The sequence below is a fragment of the Oxalicibacterium solurbis genome (assembly GCF_014635845.1).
GTDB classification, from domain to species: Bacteria; Pseudomonadota; Gammaproteobacteria; order Burkholderiales; family Burkholderiaceae_D; genus Oxalicibacterium; species Oxalicibacterium solurbis.
Map to the genome: position 1 here is coordinate 901,712 of NZ_BMDP01000001.1, position 18,445 is coordinate 920,156.

The 18,445-nt window shown below is 60.4% G+C and carries 15 protein-coding genes; 1 reads left to right on the forward strand and 14 read right to left on the reverse strand.

The features are described from left to right. Positions 1–9: 9 nt before the first annotated feature. The 3 genes from argJ to IEV40_RS04330 form a co-directional block, all read right to left on the reverse strand. The gene (gene argJ, locus IEV40_RS04320) at positions 10–1,245 is read right to left on the reverse strand and encodes a bifunctional glutamate N-acetyltransferase/amino-acid acetyltransferase ArgJ (protein ID WP_188419701.1); all 1,236 of its coding nucleotides are present in this window, start codon (positions 1,243–1,245) and stop codon (positions 10–12) included. Between the two features lie 146 nt (positions 1,246–1,391). Next, positions 1,392–4,163, reverse strand: coding sequence for a preprotein translocase subunit SecA (gene secA, locus IEV40_RS04325; RefSeq protein WP_188419702.1), 2,772 nt, complete (start codon positions 4,161–4,163; stop codon positions 1,392–1,394). Positions 4,164–4,381: 218 nt separating this feature from the next. Further along, a complete protein-coding gene (locus tag IEV40_RS04330) occupies positions 4,382–5,347 on the reverse strand; it encodes a M23 family metallopeptidase (protein ID WP_188419703.1) in 966 nt (321 codons plus the stop codon). Between the two features lie 55 nt (positions 5,348–5,402). On the opposite strand from IEV40_RS04330, the gene IEV40_RS04335 reads away from it, so the two are divergent. Continuing rightward, entirely contained in the window at positions 5,403–5,900 is a 498-nt protein-coding gene (locus IEV40_RS04335; protein WP_188419704.1) for a DciA family protein, read from the forward strand. Between the two features lie 73 nt (positions 5,901–5,973). Here IEV40_RS04335 and lpxC read toward each other — a convergent pair whose 3' ends face one another. From lpxC to mraY, 11 genes are all read right to left on the reverse strand, one after another. Continuing rightward, positions 5,974–6,909 (reverse strand): UDP-3-O-acyl-N-acetylglucosamine deacetylase, encoded by a 936-nt coding sequence (gene lpxC / locus IEV40_RS04340; RefSeq protein WP_188419705.1) that lies wholly within the window; start codon positions 6,907–6,909, stop codon positions 5,974–5,976. 145 nt (positions 6,910–7,054) lie between these two features. Continuing rightward, on the reverse strand, positions 7,055–7,558 hold the full coding sequence (locus IEV40_RS04345) for a peroxiredoxin (protein WP_188419706.1): 504 nt from the start codon (positions 7,556–7,558) through the stop codon (positions 7,055–7,057). 190 nt (positions 7,559–7,748) lie between these two features. Next, positions 7,749–8,933: a cell division protein FtsZ gene (gene ftsZ, locus IEV40_RS04350; protein ID WP_188419707.1), complete on the reverse strand. Its 1,185-nt coding sequence runs from the start codon at positions 8,931–8,933 to the stop codon at positions 7,749–7,751. A gap of 119 nt (positions 8,934–9,052) precedes the next feature. Further along, positions 9,053–10,285, reverse strand: coding sequence for a cell division protein FtsA (gene ftsA, locus IEV40_RS04355; protein ID WP_188419708.1), 1,233 nt, complete (start codon positions 10,283–10,285; stop codon positions 9,053–9,055). Between the two features lie 20 nt (positions 10,286–10,305). Further along, positions 10,306–11,073 (reverse strand): cell division protein FtsQ/DivIB, encoded by a 768-nt coding sequence (locus IEV40_RS04360; protein ID WP_188419709.1) that lies wholly within the window; start codon positions 11,071–11,073, stop codon positions 10,306–10,308. Positions 11,074–11,101: 28 nt separating this feature from the next. Beyond that, entirely contained in the window at positions 11,102–12,076 is a 975-nt protein-coding gene (locus IEV40_RS04365) for a D-alanine--D-alanine ligase (protein WP_188419710.1), read from the reverse strand. Between the two features lies 1 nt (position 12,077). Then, positions 12,078–13,478: a UDP-N-acetylmuramate--L-alanine ligase gene (gene murC / locus IEV40_RS04370; protein WP_188419711.1), complete on the reverse strand. Its 1,401-nt coding sequence runs from the start codon at positions 13,476–13,478 to the stop codon at positions 12,078–12,080. Beyond that, a complete protein-coding gene (gene murG / locus IEV40_RS04375; RefSeq protein ID WP_188419712.1) occupies positions 13,475–14,551 on the reverse strand; it encodes an undecaprenyldiphospho-muramoylpentapeptide beta-N-acetylglucosaminyltransferase in 1,077 nt (358 codons plus the stop codon). The genes murC and murG overlap by 4 nt, the downstream gene beginning before the upstream one ends. Then, positions 14,548–15,756, reverse strand: coding sequence for a putative lipid II flippase FtsW (ftsW, locus tag IEV40_RS04380; protein WP_188419713.1), 1,209 nt, complete (start codon positions 15,754–15,756; stop codon positions 14,548–14,550). Before ftsW ends, murG begins: the two co-directional genes overlap by 4 nt. After that, complete coding sequence (gene murD, locus IEV40_RS04385) at positions 15,753–17,252, reverse strand: UDP-N-acetylmuramoyl-L-alanine--D-glutamate ligase (RefSeq protein WP_188419714.1); 1,500 nt, start codon at positions 17,250–17,252, stop codon at positions 15,753–15,755. Before murD ends, ftsW begins: the two co-directional genes overlap by 4 nt. Positions 17,253–17,275: 23 nt before the next feature. Continuing rightward, positions 17,276–18,445 (reverse strand): phospho-N-acetylmuramoyl-pentapeptide-transferase, encoded by a 1,170-nt coding sequence (gene mraY, locus IEV40_RS04390; RefSeq protein ID WP_188419715.1) that lies wholly within the window; start codon positions 18,443–18,445, stop codon positions 17,276–17,278.

An 18,445-nucleotide genomic window follows, 5' to 3' on the forward strand; every position in this document is an offset into this window, starting at 1 on the left:
GGCGCGAGGTCACGACCGGTAATCCGCGTTGATCGAGACGTAGTCGTGCGACAGATCGCAGGTCCAGATGGTGGACGCTGCGCTGCCGCGACCGAGCTTGACCCGGATGGTGATCTCGCTCTGTTTCATCACGCGCTGGCCGTCGGCTTCCTGGTAATCCGGATGGCGGCCGCCGTTCTTTGCGACCCAGACATCGTCCAGATAAAGGTTCAATTGCGTGACGTCGAGATCGTCGACGCCGGCATAGCCGATGGCGGCCAGAATGCGGCCGAGGTTGGGATCGGATGCGTAGAAAGCCGTCTTCACGAGCGGCGAATGCGCGATCGAATAGGCGATCTTGCGGCACTCTTCCGCGTCGCGGCCTTCTTCCACGGTAACGGTCATGAATTTGGTCGCGCCCTCGCCGTCGCGCACGATCATCTGCGCCAGTTCCTGCGACAGGCCGAGCACGGCGTCGTACAACGCCGCATATTCGGGTGTGTTGTCCGCCGTGACGTCGACACCGGCAGTGCCGGTCGCCATCACGATGAAGGAATCGTTGGTCGAGGTGTCGCCGTCGATGGTGATGCAGTTGAACGAACGGTCGGCGACGTCGCGTACCAGCTTGTCCAGCACCGGCTGTGCAACCTTGGCATCCATTGCCAGGAAGCCCAGCATCGTCGCCATGTTCGGCTTGATCATGCCGGCGCCCTTGCTGATGCCAGTCAAGGTAACGGTCTTGCCATTGATCGTGACCTGGCGTGATGCGGCCTTCGGCTGCGTATCCGTCGTCATGATCGACAGCGCGGCATTGTGCCAGTTGTCGCTCTTCAGATTGCCGATGGCTTGCGGCAGGCCGGCGACCAGACGATCGATCGGCAACGGTTCCAGAATGACACCGGTCGAGAACGGCAGGATCTGTTCCGGCGCACAGTCGAGCAACCTGGCCAGCGCTTCGCAGGTCTGCTGCGCATTCGCCAGGCCGCTTTCGCCGGTGCCGGCATTGGCATTGCCGGTATTGACAACCAGCGCACGGATCGGCGCTTTATCGCTACGCTTGGTCAGATGCTCCTTGCACAATTGCACGGGCGCTGCGCAAAAGCGGTTCTTCGTAAATACGCCAGTCACCGTCGCCGTCGGCGCCAGCTTCATCACCAGCAAGTCCTTGCGGTCGGCCTTGCGGATGCCGGCTTCGGCATGCCCCAGTTCGATGCCGGCCACCGCCGTCAGTTTTTCAGGAATCGGAAGAGGAAGATTGACGGCCATGGCGCGTTTCTGAAAAAGGAGGGTTGTAAAGGATCATTATTTTAAACGCTTCGGCTCGACTCGACCGCAGCCCGTCCGATCCGACAAAAACAAAAGGGCGGGATGACCCGCCCTTCGATTGTCTTGCCAATTACCGCGATCCGCGATCAGGCCAGCTTGCCGTGGCACTGCTTGTACTTCTTGCCGCTGCCGCACGGGCACGGATCGTTACGGCCGACTTTCGGCACCGCATTCACATGCGGCCGTCCAGGTTGATCCGTATCATCGCCCACTGCAGTCGGCGCCAGCAATTCTTCCGGTGCTGCATTGGCATCGAAATCGGCATGCTGGTAATGCACATTTTCCACATGCGATTGCGCCAGTTGCGCTTCCGCTGCATCGATCTCGGCGCGCGACTGGATGCGCACCGTCATCACGGTCTTCACGACTTCGTCCTTGATCAGATTCAGCATCTGGCCGAACAGTTCGAATGCTTCGCGCTTGTATTCCTGCTTCGGGTTTTTCTGCGCATAACCACGCAGATGGATACCCTGACGCAGATGATCGAGCGCCGCCAGATGTTCGCGCCAATGCGAATCGACGGCCTGCAGCATTACGCTGCGCTCGAAGCCGGCGAACGGCTCGCGACCGACGACGGCGACCTTCGCATCGTATGCGGCATCGGCCGCCTGCAGCAGGCGTTCGAGCATTTCGTCGTCGGTAATCTCCGGCTCTTTTTCCAGCAGGGCCTGCATCGACAGATCGAGCTGCCATTCGTTGCGCAGCACGTCGTCGAGCGCTGCCAGTTCCCACTGCTCTTCCAGCGACTGCTCCGGCACATACAGGCGGAACTGTTCGGTAAATACGCCCTGGCGCAGCGCCGCGATCAGGCTGGCGACATCTTCCGTTTCCAGCAGCTCGTTACGCTGCTGGTAGATCACCTTGCGCTGGTCGTTGGCGACATCGTCGTATTCCAGCAATTGCTTGCGGATGTCGAAGTTGCGCGCCTCGACCTTGCGCTGTGCCGATTCGATCGAACGCGACACGATACCGGCCTCGATCGGCTCGCCTTCCGGCATTTTCAGGCGATCCATGATCGCGCGCACGCGATCGCCGGCGAAGATGCGCAGCAATGGATCGTCCAGCGACAGATAAAAGCGCGAAGAACCCGGATCGCCCTGACGGCCGGAACGACCGCGCAACTGGTTGTCGACGCGGCGGGATTCGTGACGCTCGGTGCCGATGATGTGCAAGCCGCCTGCAGCGACGACCTGATCGTGCAGCGATTGCCATTCGGCACGCAGTTTCTGCGCCTGTGCGGCCTTGTCGGCTTCGCTCGGATCGGGATTCGATTCCAGCAACTGGATCTGCTTGTCGACATTGCCGCCGAGGACGATGTCGGTACCGCGGCCGGCCATGTTGGTGGCAATCGTGATCGCCTTAGGACGGCCTGCCTGCGCGATGATTTCCGCTTCGCGCGCATGCTGTTTGGCGTTCAGCACGTTATGCGGCAGTTTTGCCTTGTTCAGGATGCCGGACAGCAGTTCGGAATTCTCGATCGACGTCGTGCCGACCAGCACCGGTTGGCCGCGCTCGTAGCAATCCTGAATATCCTTCAGCATCGCCTGGTATTTTTCATCCGCGCTCTTGTACACCTGATCCTGGCGATCCTTGCGCTGGCTCGGACGATTCGGTGGAATGACAACGGTTTCCAGCTTGTAGATTTCCTGGAATTCGTAGGCTTCGGTATCGGCGGTACCGGTCATGCCGGCCAGCTTGCCGTACATGCGGAAGTAGTTCTGGAACGTGATCGACGCCAGCGTCTGGTTCTCGTTCTGGATCTTCACGCGTTCCTTGGCCTCGACCGCCTGATGCAGACCGTCGGACCAGCGGCGACCACTCATCAGACGGCCGGTGAATTCGTCGACGATGACGACTTCGTCGTTCTGCACGACGTAATGCTGGTCCTTGTGATACAGCGTATGCGCGCGCAGCGCAGCATACAGATGATGAATCAACGAGATGTTGCCAGCGTCGTACAGCGATGCACCCTCAGCCAGCAGGCCCATGCGCGTCAGGATTTCTTCGGCCTTCTCATGGCCGGCTTCCGTCAGCAGCACCTGATGCGACTTCTCGTCCTTGGTGTAATCACCCGGCACTTCGACCTTGCCCTTGCCGTCCGGCGTTTCCTCGCCGATCTGCAGCGTCAGCAGCGGCGGCACTTCGTTGATCTTGTGATAGAGATCGGTATGGTTTTCCGCCTGGCCGGAAATGATCAGCGGCGTACGCGCTTCGTCGATCAGGATCGAATCGACTTCATCGACAATCGCGAAATTCAGGCTGCGCTGCACACGGTCCGCAGCGTCGTAGACCATATTGTCACGCAGGTAGTCGAAACCGAATTCGTTGTTGGTACCGTAGGTGATATCGGAGCCATAGGCGCTCTGCTTGTCTTCGTGCGCCATCTGCGACAGGTTGACGCCGGTCGTCAGCCCCAGCCAGCCGTACAGCACGCCCATCGATTCGGCATCGCGCTGCGCCAGATAATCGTTGACCGTCACCACATGCACGCCCTTGCCCGACAGTGCATTCAGATAAGCCGGCAGCGTCGCCATCAGCGTCTTGCCTTCGCCGGTGCCCATCTCGGCAATCTTGCCGTAATGCAGTGTCATGCCGCCGATCAGCTGCACGTCGAAGTGACGCATCTTCAGCACACGTTTGCTGGCCTCGCGGCAGACGGCAAAAGCTTCCGGCAGCAATGCGTCCAGACTTTCGCCCTTCTCGCAACGCTCCTTGAACTCGGGCGTCTTGGCCTTCAGTTCGTCGTCCGACAGCTTTTCCAGCATGGGTTCGAGCGCGTTGATTTCGCGAACGGTCTTCTGATATTGCTTGATGAGACGCTGATTGCGGCTGCCGAAAATCTGGGTCAGTAATGACATGCTTGGATTCTAAAAATGACGCCTGAAAATATATCGGACGATAGGGACTGTCTCGAAGCGGCGAAGGGTCAAATTGCGGATTCTATCATGTGACTTTCCGGCATATCGGGGTGACAACGACGGAAACAAGAGGGAGAAAGGAATAGGAAATAGAGAGGAGGCCCAAGGATGGAGCATGGCGCGTGCGAAGGAGGACATGCGCCGCTTCGATCATCCGGTCAGCGGCGGCTTGCTGCCGCCAGTTTGTCTGCCTTGGCCTGATCGGCGCCGGCGGCAAGGAATTTGCGCGGGTCTTGGGCCACGCCCTTGACCCTGACTTCGAAATGCAGGTGCGGGCCGGTCGAGCGTCCCGTCGTCCCGATATCCGCAACATGCTGGCCGCGCCGTACGATATCGCCGACATGCACCAGAATGCGCGACGTATGCGCATAACGCGTGATCATGTCGTTGCCGTGATCGATTTCCAGCATGTTGCCGTATTGCGGGTGGAATTCGGCAACGGTGACGACACCGCCGGCAGCAGCCACGATGGGTGTGCCGATCGGCGCGGCAAAGTCGATACCCTCGTGCATCGCGGCACGGCCGGTGAATGGATCGATGCGCACACCGAAGCTCGACGCGTTATACGCGACATTGACCGGCTGACTGGTAGGCAGCAGCCTGGACTTGATCTTGTCGCTCATCAGCGTCGATTCGACGACGTTCATGTAATCGGTGCGCCGCTCCATGTCATGGCTCATTGAATCGAGCAAGGATTGGAATTCGGACATCGTCAGATCGTGGCTGCTGGTGCCGTCCATGCTGGGCTCGATGCCGCCCCGTCCCGGCAGTTCACCGAAATTGAATTCGGTCGGCTTGACGCCAGCCAGTCCCTGCACGCGCTCGCCCAGGGCATCCAGCCGCATCATCTGCGCCTGCATTTCACCCAGCTTGCGCGCCATCAGTGCAAGATTCTCTTTCAGGAATTTGTCCTTGCCGGCTTCTTCGCCGGAAGAAACGGAAGCCATCATGTCGCGCACTGGCGTCGGCATGGAATTGGCATTGCGCAAGGCAAGATAGGAAAGCAGAGAAGCGCCGACGATCACCGCCAGCACGAAACCGATCAGGCACAACAATAGATGCCGGCGCGTCAGCGTGACGGATTTCGCGTGCGTAAAACGCGGGTGCAACAGGATGATCTGCATCGCAACTCCCTGATCCCTCGCTCATGGGTGGCGAGGTGTGATAAGGTTTCAGACGATGCGCCCATCCTCTTTCACCCCATTCAAACCAAGCGCTTCTTCGCCGAAACCGGCCAAGGGCGCCGCGGAATTCTTGCGTTCGCACGACAAGCTTGCCATGCTGTTGCCCGCCGTCACGCGCATGGCTTCCCTGCAGAGGGATTGCGCCGCGGCACTGCCTGCGACATTCGCGCAATGTGCGGTGCTGCAGTATGAAGCGGACCAACTGATCCTGTCCGTACCGAACGCCGCACTGGCAGCGAGACTGAAGCAGCAATTGCCGAAATTACAAGACGAACTGCTGCAGCGGGGCTGGCAGGTTAGCGCAATACGTCTCAAAGTGCAAGTTGGCAAAACAGTAGCAAAATCAACGACTTCCAGCAAACCCGCATTATCGACGCGAGCCGTATCCGCCTTTGCCGAACTCAATGTCGCACTGGAAGATTCGTCACGCAACCGCGAACTGAAAGCGGCACTAGCAGCAATGGTCCGGCATCACCGCACTAATAATAAGTAAACAGAGAAATGCAGAAAAAGAAAACGGGGCCATCGGCCCCGTATCTTTTTGTATCAGCTATACCTCGGCGGTCTCAGCTCAGGGCCCATTCCAGGCCGGCCTGACGCACATAATCCTTGGGTGCCGTCTCCACTTTTTCGAACTGTACGATCTCGTAGGCATCCGGCTGTTCGAGCAGCGCACGCACCAGCAGGTTGTTCAGCATGTGCCCCGACTTGTGCGCGTTGTAGCTGGCGATCAGCGGATGACCGACCAGATACAGATCGCCGATCGCATCGAGAATCTTGTGGCGCACGAATTCGTTCTCGTAGCGCAGACCGTCGGTATTGAGGATGCGGTATTCGTCCATCACGATCGCGTTTTCCAGCGAACCGCCACGAATCAGGCCAAGGCCGCGCAATGTTTCCATATCCTGCATGAAGCCGAAGGTGCGCGCGCGCGCCACGTCCTTCACATAGGACTCGAGACTGAAATCGATCTCGGCCGTCTGGCCGGTGCCGTCGACGGCGGGATGGTTGAATTCGATGAAGAACTTGAGCTTGAAGCCTTCGTACGGCTCCAGTCGCGCCCAGATTTCGCGGTCGCCGCTGCCGTGGCGCACTTCGACCGGCTTCTTGACGCGGATGAATTTCTTGGCTGCTTCCTGTTCCTGCAAACCTGCCTGCTGCAACAGGAAGACAAAGGAAGAAGCGGAACCGTCCATGATCGGCACTTCCTCGGCCGTCAGGTCGACATAAAGATTGTCGATGCCCAATCCGGCGCAAGCCGACATCAGGTGCTCGACGGTCGAGACTTTGGCCTCGCCCTGCTGCAGCGTGGACGCCATGCGCGTATCGCCAACATCGGTGGCGCGCGCGGGCAAGACGACGGGAGGATCGAGATCGATGCGCCGGAATACGATACCGGTATCGACCGGGGCCGGGCGCAGCGTCAGTTCGACCTTGGTGCCGGAATGCAGACCGACGCCAACGGACTTGACGCTTTGTTTGATGGTGCGTTGTTTGAGCATGATCGATTATAGCAATCGGCTGTGCACCTTGCGTGAATGCCATGTAAAAGCATGTAACAGATACAACACAGGGGAAACCACGTATTGCCGGTGCCAGCCAATGAAAAACGGCGCCGAAGCGCCGTTTTCGCGAATGCAGGCGAAATCAGATCTGCGCCAGCAGTTTTTCCGCGGTCGAGCTTTCCAGGTGGCCGCTGTCTTCCACGTTCAGTGCCTTGACGACACCGTTGTCGACCAGCATCGAGTAGCGTTGCGAACGCACGCCCAGACCGCCCTTGGTCAGATCGAATTCCAGGCCCAGTGCCTTGGTAAACAGACCGCTGCCATCGGCGATGAAACGGACCTTGCCGTCGGCTTTCTGGTCGCGCGCCCATGCACCCATCACGAACGGATCGTTGACCGAGATGCACCAGATTTCATCGACGCCCTTGGCCTTGAACTGGTCGGCAGCCTGAATGTAGCCCGGCGCGTGCTGTTCGGAGCAGGTCGGCGTGAATGCGCCCGGTACTGCGAAGATTGCGATCTTCTTGCCCTTGGTCGCATCGGCCACCATGACCTTGTTCGGGCCGACGGAGCAGCCTTCGCTTGCCACGTCGATGTATTCCGCGAGCCGTGCGTCCGGCAGCTGATCGCCAACTTTGATCGTCATCTTGAATTCCTCTATCTATTGAAATAATTAAACACAGCTAAACGACAGTCCATGCAAAACGCCGCGCACTTACGATGAAGTAAAGGCGCGGCGCGAAGACCGAAGCATGCCTCGTTCCACCCGCTTTTATACGGACAGTTCGACCATTGTAATCAAACTGTCCGCTACGGACGAAATTTGCCGGCAGGAATCAGTCGGCTTGCTTGCGCAGGAAGGCCGGAATGTCGTAGGTTTCCATACCGTTCTTTTCCAGTGCACGCACGGTGTCAGACGCCGATTCACGACGCCAGACAGCCGGCGCTTTCAAACCTTCGAAGGCGGCTGCCGGCTGTGCGGCGCCCTGCATCATGCCGGTGTTGGCCATCATCGGTTCATTGTGCGTACCGGTACGCAGCATCGGCGTCTGCACCAGTTGCACACCCTTGCGCGCACGGCCCAGGCCGGTCGCGACCACGGTCACACGGATCTCGTCGCCCATCGTATCGTCGTAGGCGATACCCTGTGCGATCGATGCATCCGGTGCTGCGAAAGCGCGCACGGTCGCCATGACTTCCTTGATTTCCTTGCCCTTCAGGCTGCGGCTGGCCGTGACGTTGACCAGCACGCCGCGCGCGCCGGACAGGTCGATGCCGTCCAGCAGCGGCGACGCGACGGCCTGCTCGGCCGCGATGCGCGCACGGTCGATGCCGCTGGCGGTTGCCGTACCCATCATCGCCTTGCCCTGCTCGCCCATGATGGTCTTGACGTCATTGAAGTCGACATTGATGTGGCCCGGCACATTGATGATCTCGGCGATACCGGCGACGGCGTTGTTCAGCACGTCGTCGGCATGCTGCAGCCATTCGATCATGCTGTCGTCTTCGTAGATCTCTTCCAGTTTTTCATTCAGGATGACGATCAGCGAATCGACGTGCTCGCCCAGCGCTTCCAGGCCTTCTTCGGCGATATCCATGCACTTCTTGCCTTCGTACGAGAACGGTTTGGAGACGACCGCCACTGTCAGCGCGCCCTGCTCTTTCGCCACTTGCGCGACGATAGGCGCAGCGCCGGTACCGGTGCCGCCGCCCATGCCGGCCGCGATGAAGACCATGTGCGCGCCGCGCAGCGCATCCTCGATGCGGGTGCGCGATTCCTGCGCCAGCTGGCGGCCGACGTCAGGCTTCATGCCAGCGCCGAGGCCAGTGTCGCCGATCTGGATGACGTTGTGCGCCTTGGATTGCTCCAGCGCCTGCGCATCGGTGTTGGCGGCGATGAATTCAACGCCGGACACGCCCTTGTTGATCATGTGCTGCACGGCATTGCCGCCGGCACCGCCGACGCCAACCACCTTGATCACCGTACCTTGAGAGGCATTTTCGAGCATATCGATTTCCATGATAGTTCCTTCATAAAGAGCAGTTCCCAGTTGCTAGACATCACGCGGTGTCACGTCTAGCAACTGCCAACTGCGGGTTAAGACAAAAATTTATTAAACGTAAAAACCAAACGCCAAACTTAAAAATTACCGAGAAACCATTCCTTCATGCGACGCAGAAGCGCCGTCGCCGATCCATCCTGACGCGTGACGATATGTCCACGCAGATACTGCTTCTTCGCTTCCAACAACAAACCCAGTACCGTTGCATAACGCGGGCTGCGCACCACGTCGGCCAGCTGCCCGGTGTATTCCGGTGTTCCCAGGCGGGCCGGCTTCAGGAAAATGTCTTCCGCCAGTTCCACCATGCCCGGCATCAGCGCGGTGCCGCCGGTCAGCACGATGCCGGACGACAGCACTTCCTCGTAGCCCGATTCACGCACCACCTGATGCACCAGCGAGAACAGTTCTTCGATGCGCGGCTCGATCACCGCCGCCAGCGCCTGGCGCGACAGCGCGCGCGATCCGCGGTCGCCGAGTCCCGGCACTTCCAGCGTCTCGCCCGGATCGGCCAGCACCTGCTTGGCCATGCCGTAACGCAGCTTGATTTCTTCCGCTTCCGCTGTCGGCGTACGCACCGCCATCGCGATGTCGTTCGTGATCTGGTCGCCGGCGATCGGAATCACCGCCGTATGCCGGATCGCGCCTTCGGTGAAGATCGCGACGTCGGTCGTGCCGCCGCCGATGTCGATCAGCACGACGCCAAGTTCCTTCTCGTCCGGCGTCAGCACCGCATCGGCCGAAGCCATCGGTTGCAGAATCAGATCCGACACTTCAAGTCCGCAACGACGAATGCACTTGACGATGTTCTGCACAGCGGAAACCGCACCGGTGACGATGTGCACCTTGACCTCGAGTCGGATACCGCTCATGCCGATTGGTTCACGCACATCTTCCTGGTTGTCGACGATGAATTCCTGCGGCACCGTATGCAGCAATTGCTGATCGGTCGGAATGTTGACCGCCTTCGCCGTCTCGATCACGCGCGCCACGTCGGTCGCCGTGACTTCCTTCTCCTTGATCGCCACCATGCCGCTCGAATTGAAGCTGCGAATGTGGCTGCCGGCGATCCCCGTATAGACGTTGCGGATCTTGCAGTCGGCCATCAGCTCGGCTTCTTCCAGCGCACGCTGGATCGATTCCACGGTGGCCTCGATGTTGACCACGACTCCCTTTTTCAATCCCTTGGATTCGTGCTGGCCCAGGCCGATCACTTCGTGGCGGCCGTTCGGCAAAACTTCCGCCACCACAGCCACCACTTTCGAGGTGCCGATGTCGAGGCCGACGATCAGGTTTTTTGCGTCTTTAGTCATGTTGTCCCGCTTGTTTTCGCTTACTTCTTCCTACTGTCCAATCCTGCGGTCAGCCCTTGTGCTTTCAGTGCCAGCCCGTTCGGATAACGCATGTCGATGTTCTCGATCCGGTTCTGCAAACGCTCGACCAGCTGCGGATAGATTCCTACCAGCCGATCGACGCGTTCCTTCAACGTCGTACTGCTCTTCTCCCTGCCCAGCTCTACGGTAATGCCGTTGTTCAACTTCATCGACCACGCATAACGGTCCGACAGATCCAGCGACTCCACCGACAATCCCAACGGTGCAAACCAGTCGTTCAGATCGGCCAGCCGCGCCACCACTTCCTTTTCGCTGCCGACCGGCCCGCTGAATTCCAGCAGGCGTGCATCCTCTTCCGCTTCCGCCAGATTGACGACGAACACGTCACCCTTGGTCGACAGCAGCTTGCCGTCATCGCCCCAGGTGCCCAGCGGCAGGTGCTCTTCCAGCGTCACCGTCAACTGATTCGGCCATTCGCGGCGCACCGTCGCCTTGCGTACCCACGGCACCGATTCGAATGCCTGCCGCACCGTATCCAGATTCGCGGTAAAGAAGTTGCCGCGGATATGCGTCAGTGCCGCGCTGCGTACCGTCAACGGATTGATGTGCCGCAACGGCTGCTGCTGCGTGCCTTCGATGCGAATCACCTTCAACGTGAAATACGGCAGCTGCGCCACCCACCACAGGAAAGCGGCAACCAGCGCGAGCGCAACCAGCCCGAACAGGGCATTGGCGGTTGCATTCAGCATCTTGATGTCTTGCCACATGATGGTTTCCCGTTGCTTCCTTTTCCGGTTACTTCACTGCTGCCGGCTTCAGTTCGAGCTTGGCCGCACGCAAAATTTCCACACACAGATCTTCGTAAGCCGTACCGGTCGCCTTGGCCGACATCGGCACCAGCGAGTGGCCGGTCATGCCGGGCGACGTGTTGATTTCCAGCATGAACGGTTCGTTGTCCGATTCACGCACCATGAAATCCACGCGCGACCAACCGGTGCAACCGATGGCCTTGAATGCCTCGACCGCCAGTGCCTGCACGCGCTTCGCCAACGCTTCTTCCAGCGGTGCCGGGCACAGGTACTGCGTGTCGTCGCTGAAATACTTGTGTTCGTAGTCGTAGTTGCCCTGCGGCGCGCGAATCTCGACGACAGGCAATGCGCGCGCATCACGGCCGCTGCCCAGCACCGGCACCGTCAGTTCGCGCCCCTTGACGAACTGCTCGGCCAGCACCACGTCGTCGTACTTTGCGCACAGGTCGAAACCGGCTTGCAGGTCCGCTTCGCTTTCGACGCGTGCGATGCCAATCGTCGAACCTTCGTGCGGCGCCTTCAGCATCAACGGCAAGCCGAGTTCGGCAGCAACTTCCTTCAATCGTTGCGACGAGGTCGCCTTCGCATCCAGTGCGACGAACTTCGGCGTCGGCACGCCCTGGCTCAGGCAGACACGCTTGGTCATGACCTTGTCCATCGCGATCGCCGAAGCCATCACGCCCGGACCGGTATACGGAATGCCGAGTTGCTCCAGCGCACCTTGCAGCGTGCCGTCTTCGCCGTAGCTGCCGTGCAGCGCGATGAAGACACGATCGAATTTCTCCGTTGCCAGTTCGGCCAGGCTGCGCTCGGCCGGATCGAAAGGATGCGCATCGATTCCCTTGCTGCGCAGCGCTTCCAGCACGCCCTTGCCCGACATCAGCGATACCTCGCGCTCGGCGGAACGTCCGCCAAACAGCACGCCAACCTTGCCGAATTCGTTTTTCAACTCTGTACCCATCTCATTGCACCTGCATCAACTTGGCCGGAACGCCGCTGATCGAGCCGGCGCCCATCGTGATCAGGACGTCGCCGTCCCGAATGACATGCATGATCGTCGACGGCATGTCGGCGATGTTCTCGACGAAAACCGGATCGACCTTGCCTGCCACCCGCAGCGCATGCGCCAGCGTACGGCCGTCGGCGGCGACGATCGGCTGTTCGCCGGCCGCATACACTTCGGCCAGCATCAGCATGTCGGTGGTCGACAACACCTTGACGAAATCCTCGAACAGGTCACGCGTGCGCGTATAGCGATGCGGCTGGAACGCCAGCACCAGCCGGCGGCCCGGATAGGCCCCGCGTGCCGCTGCGATCGTCGCCGCCGTTTCCACCGGGTGATGACCGTAGTCGTCGACCAGTGCAAACGTGCCTGCAGCCTTGCCGTTGACATCGCGAATGGAAATTTCTCCATAGCGCGTGAAGCGGCGGCCGACGCCGTTGAATTCGGTCAGCGCCTTCTGCGTCGCGCAATCGTCGACGCCAAGTTCGCGCGCGATCGCGATCGCGGCGCAGGCGTTCTGCACGTTGTGCATGCCCGGCTGGTTCAGACTGACCCGCATCGGCGCGTAGCCATCCTGCATCACCGTGAACTGCATGTGCCCATCGACCGCGCGCGCATCAACCGCACGGACTTCTGCTTCCTCGTGGAAACCGTAGGTCGTCACCAGCTTGGCCACGCGCGGCATGATTTCGCGCACGGTCGGATCGTCGATGCACAGCATAGCCACGCCGTAGAACGGCAGGCGCTGCGTGAAATCGACGAACGCCTGTTTCAGCTTTTCGATGTCGTGGTCGTAGGTTTCCATGTGGTCGGCATCGATGTTCGTGATGACTTCGATCACCGGCGACAGGTTCAGGAAGGACGCATCCGATTCGTCCGCCTCGACCACGATGAATTCGCCGGTGCCGAGACGCGCATTGGCGCCCGCCTTGTTCAGCAGGCCGCCGATGACGAAGGTCGGATCGAGTCCGCCTTCGGCCAGAATGCTGGCAACCAGACTGGTGGTGGTCGTCTTGCCGTGCGTACCCGCGATCGCGATGCCGCGCTTCAGCCGCATCAGCTCGCCCAGCATGGTCGCGCGCGGCACGATCGGAATATGTTTCTCGCGACCGGCGACGACTTCCGGGTTGTCCGCCTGTACCGCAGTGGAGGTCACGATTGCATCGGCGCCGGCGATGTTGTCGGCCGCGTGGCCCTGCATCACCTTCGCGCCGAGTTCGGCCAGCCGGCGCGTGGCGGCATTGCTGCCGAGATCAGAGCCGGAAATCGTGTAGCCGAGGTTCAGCAGCACTTCGGCGATGCCGCTCATGCCGCTGCCGCCTATTCCGACAAAATGAATATGTTTGACTTTGTGTTTCATGCGGTTTTCACCAGTTGTTCCAGCACGTCAGCGATCGTCGCGTTGGCATCGCGCCGTCCGTTTGCGTACGCCGCTTCCGCCATTTGCAGGCAGCGTTCGCGTGTCATGTTCTGCAGCAGATCCGCCAGCTTCTGCGGCTGCATCTCGGCCTGCGGCAAGTGAATCGCCGCGCCCTGTTTTTCCATCCATTGCGCGTTGTCGCGCTGATGCGTCGTCGTCGAAACCAGCAGCGGCACCAGCACGCTGGCGACGCCGGCCGCCGTCAGTTCCGATACCGTGATCGCACCGGCGCGGCAGATCACCAGATCTGCTTCCGCATAGCGGCGCGGCATGTCGTCGATGAAATCGACGACTTCGGCCTGCACGTCAGCCTGTGCGTAATTGGCACGCAAGGCATCTATATTCTTCTTGCCCGACTGGTGCGTGACGATCGGACGCTGTGCTTGCGGAATCAGCGCCAGCGCTGCCGGCAACGTATCGTTCAACGCCTTCGCGCCGAGGCTGCCGCCGACGACCAGCACCTTCAGCGGACCGCTGCGGCCGGCGTAGCGCTGCGCCGGAGCTGGCAACGTGGCGATTTCTGCGCGTACCGGATTGCCGGTCACGATCGCCTTGTCGGTCGCCGTACCGAAATCGGCCGGAAAGCCAAACAGCACGCGCTGCGCCGACGACGCCAGCGTCTTGTTCGACAGCATCAACGCCGCATCGGCGTTGATCAGCACCAGCGGAATACCGCGCAGCTTCGCCATGAAACCGCCCGGCACCGTCACGTAACCGCCCATGCCGAGCACCACGTCCGGATTGCGGCGCGCCAGGATCGAACGGCAGGCGAGGAAGCTGGCCGCCATGCGGAACACACCCTTGATCGTATGCATCGCGCCCTTGCCGCGCAGGCCGCTGAAGGCGATCGTGTCCATGTCGATGCCATGCTTCGGCACCAGATCGCCTTCCATGCCGTGCGACGTGCCCAGCCAGGACACCTGCCAGCCGCGCGCGCGCATCGTGTCCGCGATCGCGAGGCCCGGGAAGATGTGACCGCCGGTGCCGGCTGCCATGATCAGCAGCTTCTTCATATACGGCCTCCGCGCATAAGAACCCTGTTCTCGTAGTCGATGCGCAACAAGATCGCCAGCCCGATGCAGTTGATCAGCACGCCTGAACCGCCATAGCTCATCAGCGGCAACGTCAGGCCCTTGGTCGGCAGCAGGCCGAGATTCACGCCCATGTTGATGAATGCCTGCACGCCCAGCCAGATGCCGATGCCCTTGGCCGTCAGGCCGGCAAACGTCATATCCATCGCAATTGACTGGCGGCCGATTTCAAACGCGCGCTTGATGATCCAGTAAAACGCGATGATGACGACCAGCACGCCGACGAAACCCAGCTCTTCGCCGATCACCGCCAACAGGAAATCGGTATGCGCTTCCGGCAGGTAATGCAGCTTTTCCACGCTGCCGCCGAGTCCGACACCGAACAGTTCGCCGCGACCGAACGCAATCAGAGAATGCGATAGCTGATAAGCCTTGCCCAGTGCGTTGCCTTCTTCCCATGGATTCAGATAGGCGAAGATGCGCTCACGCCGCCACGGCGACAGCACGATGACGAGGCTGAAGATGCCGACCAGCATCGTGCCGATGCCGCCGAACCAGATGCCGTTGACGCCGCCCAGGAACAGGATGCCCATTGCGATGCAGACGATGACGCCGAATGCTCCGAGATCCGGCTCCAGCAGCAGCAGCAGACCGGCGAAACCGATCGCCACCGTCATCGGCATGAAGCCCTTGGTCAGCTTGTGCATCACCTGTTGCTTGCGCACCGTGTAATCGGCCGCGTACAGCACGACGAACAGCTTCATCAGTTCCGACGGCTGAAGATTGAAAACATGAAACGACAGCCAGCGACGCGCGCCGTTGACGCCCTTGCCGACGCCGGGAATCAATACCAGCAATAACAGGATCAGTGTGCCCGCAAACAGATAAGGCGCCCATTTTTGCCAGGTTTCGATGCGCACGCGAAATGCCAGCAACCCGACAACCAGCGACAACGCGATGAAGATCGCCTGCCGTCCAAGAAAGTGCGCATTGTCGTAACGCGCATACTTCGGCGAATCCGGCAGCGAGATCGATGCCGAATACACCATCACCATGCCGAACAGCATCAATAGCACGACGACCCACACCAGCGGCTGGTCGTAGGCCATCATCTTGGAACGCTGGTCCAGACTGCCCGCGACTTTTTTCGTCGCGGCGCGCGAGAACATCGGCAGGGCGAGCTTCATGCGCTGACCTCCCCACGTTCCAGACCGATCTCGCGCACGGTATCGACGAACACCTGCGCGCGATGCGCATAATTCTTGAACATGTCGAGACTGGCGCACGCCGGCGACAGCAGTACCGCGTCGCCCGTCTGCGCCAGTTCGGCTGCCTTGTGCGTCGCTTCTTCCAGTGTCGCGCAATCGACCATATCGATATTCGTCGATGCCAGCGCGGTACGGATTGCACCGGCATCCTTGCCGATCAGCAGCACTGCACGCACATACTTGGCGACCGGATCGACCAGCGGCGCAAAATCCTGCCCCTTGCCGTCGCCGCCGGCAATCAATACCAGTTGCTGCGACGATCCGGAACCAAGTCCGACCAGCGCCGCCACCGTGGCACCAACGTTGGTTCCCTTGCTGTCGTCGTAGTAATCGACGCCGGCGATCGTCATCACCTGTTCGACGCGATGCGGTTCGCCCTTGTATTCGCGCAGGCCGTGCAGCAGTTGCGCCATCGGCAGGTCGATCGCACGACACAATGCCAATGCAGCCAGTGCATTGACGGCGTTGTGCTGGCCGCGAATTTTCAGCGCATCCATCGGCATCAGCTTGCTCGTCATTACCGGCACTTCGACGACTTCGTTCTTGCGGCGCTTCTTCTGCGGCTCTTCCGCCTCGATGGCGACCGACAGCCAGCGCATGCCGTTCTCGTCGACCAGACCGAAGCTGCCCGCTTCCTCTGCTTCGTCCGCACCGAAAGTGACGACCTTCGCCAACGGGCTGGTCATCTGCATCACCAGCACATCGTCGCGGTTCAGCACGCGCACGGTGCCGTTGCCGAAGATGCGTGCCTTGTCGGCCGCATAGGCTTCCATGTCGCCGTGCCAGTCCAGATGATCCTGCGTCACGTTCAGCACGGTGGCGGCATCGGCCTGCAGGCTGAAAGTCGTGTGCAGCTGGAAGCTCGACAATTCCAGCACCCATGCCTGCGGCAATTGATCGTTCACCATTGCGTCATGCAGACGATCCAGTGCGGCAGGGCTGATGTTGCCGGCCACCGTCACGCTCAGGCCGGCGCGGCGGCACAGCAGGCCGGTCAGGCTGGTCACCGTCGTCTTGCCGTTGGTGCCGGTGATCGCAATAATCTTCGGCGCGTAGCCGCGTTCTTCTTTCAGTGCGGCCAGCGCCTGCGCGAACAATTCGATCTCGCCCCATACCGGAATGTTCTTTTCTGCCGCAGCAGGTGTGATATCGGCCAGTTCGCGCGCCGGCATCAGACCGGGGCTGACGGCGACGAAATCGATGCCATCCAGCAGCGAAGCGGCAAACGTTGCAAAACCATCGCCACCGACGAATTCAGCCTGCGGTGCAATCTCGCGCAACTGCGGCAGACGCTCCGGTTCTGCGCGCGTATCGGCGACGCGCAACGATGCACCGCAGTGGACCAGCCACTGTGCCATCGCCAGCCCCGACTCGCCGAGACCAAGAACCAGAACGTGTTTGCCTGTGTAATTCATCTTTTCTGCTTATCTACTTTCAATCAACGAAGCTTCAACGTGGACAAGCCGAACAGCACCAGCATCATCGTGATGATCCAGAAACGCACCACGACCTGCGTTTCCTTCCAGCCCTTCTGTTCGTAGTGGTGATGCAACGGCGCCATCAACAGAATGCGTCGGCCGGTGCCGGTGCGCCACTTCGTGTATTTGAAATAGCCGACCTGCAGCATCACCGACAGCGTCTCGACGACGAACACGCCGCCCATGATGAACAGCACCACTTCCTGCCGCACGATGACGGCGATCGTGCCGAGCGCGCCGCCCAGTGCCAGCGCACCGACGTCGCCCATGAAGACCTGCGCCGGATGCGCGTTGAACCACAGGAAGGCCAGGCCAGCGCCAGCCATCGCGCCGCAGAAGATCAGCAGTTCGCCGGCGCCCGGAATATGCGGAATGAACAGGTATTTCGCATAGGTCGCGCTGCCGGTCAGATAAGCGAACAGGCCGAGCGCGGTGCCGACCATTACGGTCGGCATGATCGCCAGACCGTCCAGACCGTCGGTCAGGTTGACCGCGTTGCTGGTGCCGACGATGACGAAATAGGTCAACGCGATGAAACCCCAGACACCGAGCGGATAGCTGATCGTCTTGAAGAATGGCACGATCAGGTCGGCCTTCGGCGGCAGGTCCATGCTGAAGCCGGATTCGATCCACGCCAGGAACAGATCGAGGAACTGCGCATTGCTCGGCGCGGAAACCGAAAACGCCAGATAGACGGCGGCGAACAGGCCGATCACCGACTGCCAGAAATATTTTTCCTTCGACGACATGCCCTTCGGATCCTTGTAGACCACCTTGCGGTAATCGTCGACCCAACCGACAGCGCCAAAACCCAGCGTAACGATCAGCACGACCCAGATGAAGCGGTTTTCCAGATCGGTCCACAGCAAAGTCGAGATGCCGATCGACAGCAAGATCAGTGCGCCGCCCATCGTCGGCGTGCCGCTCTTGATCAGGTGCGTCTGCGGACCGTCGGTGCGCACCGCCTGGCCGACCTTCAGGCGCGTCAGCATGCGGATCACCATCGGGCCGAAGACCCAGCCGATCACCAGCGCCGTCATCGTCGCGAACACTGCGCGGAACGTGATGAAGTTGAAGATCCGCATCGGGCCGATCTCGTCCTGAAAATGTTGTGCCAGCCAGAGCAGCAT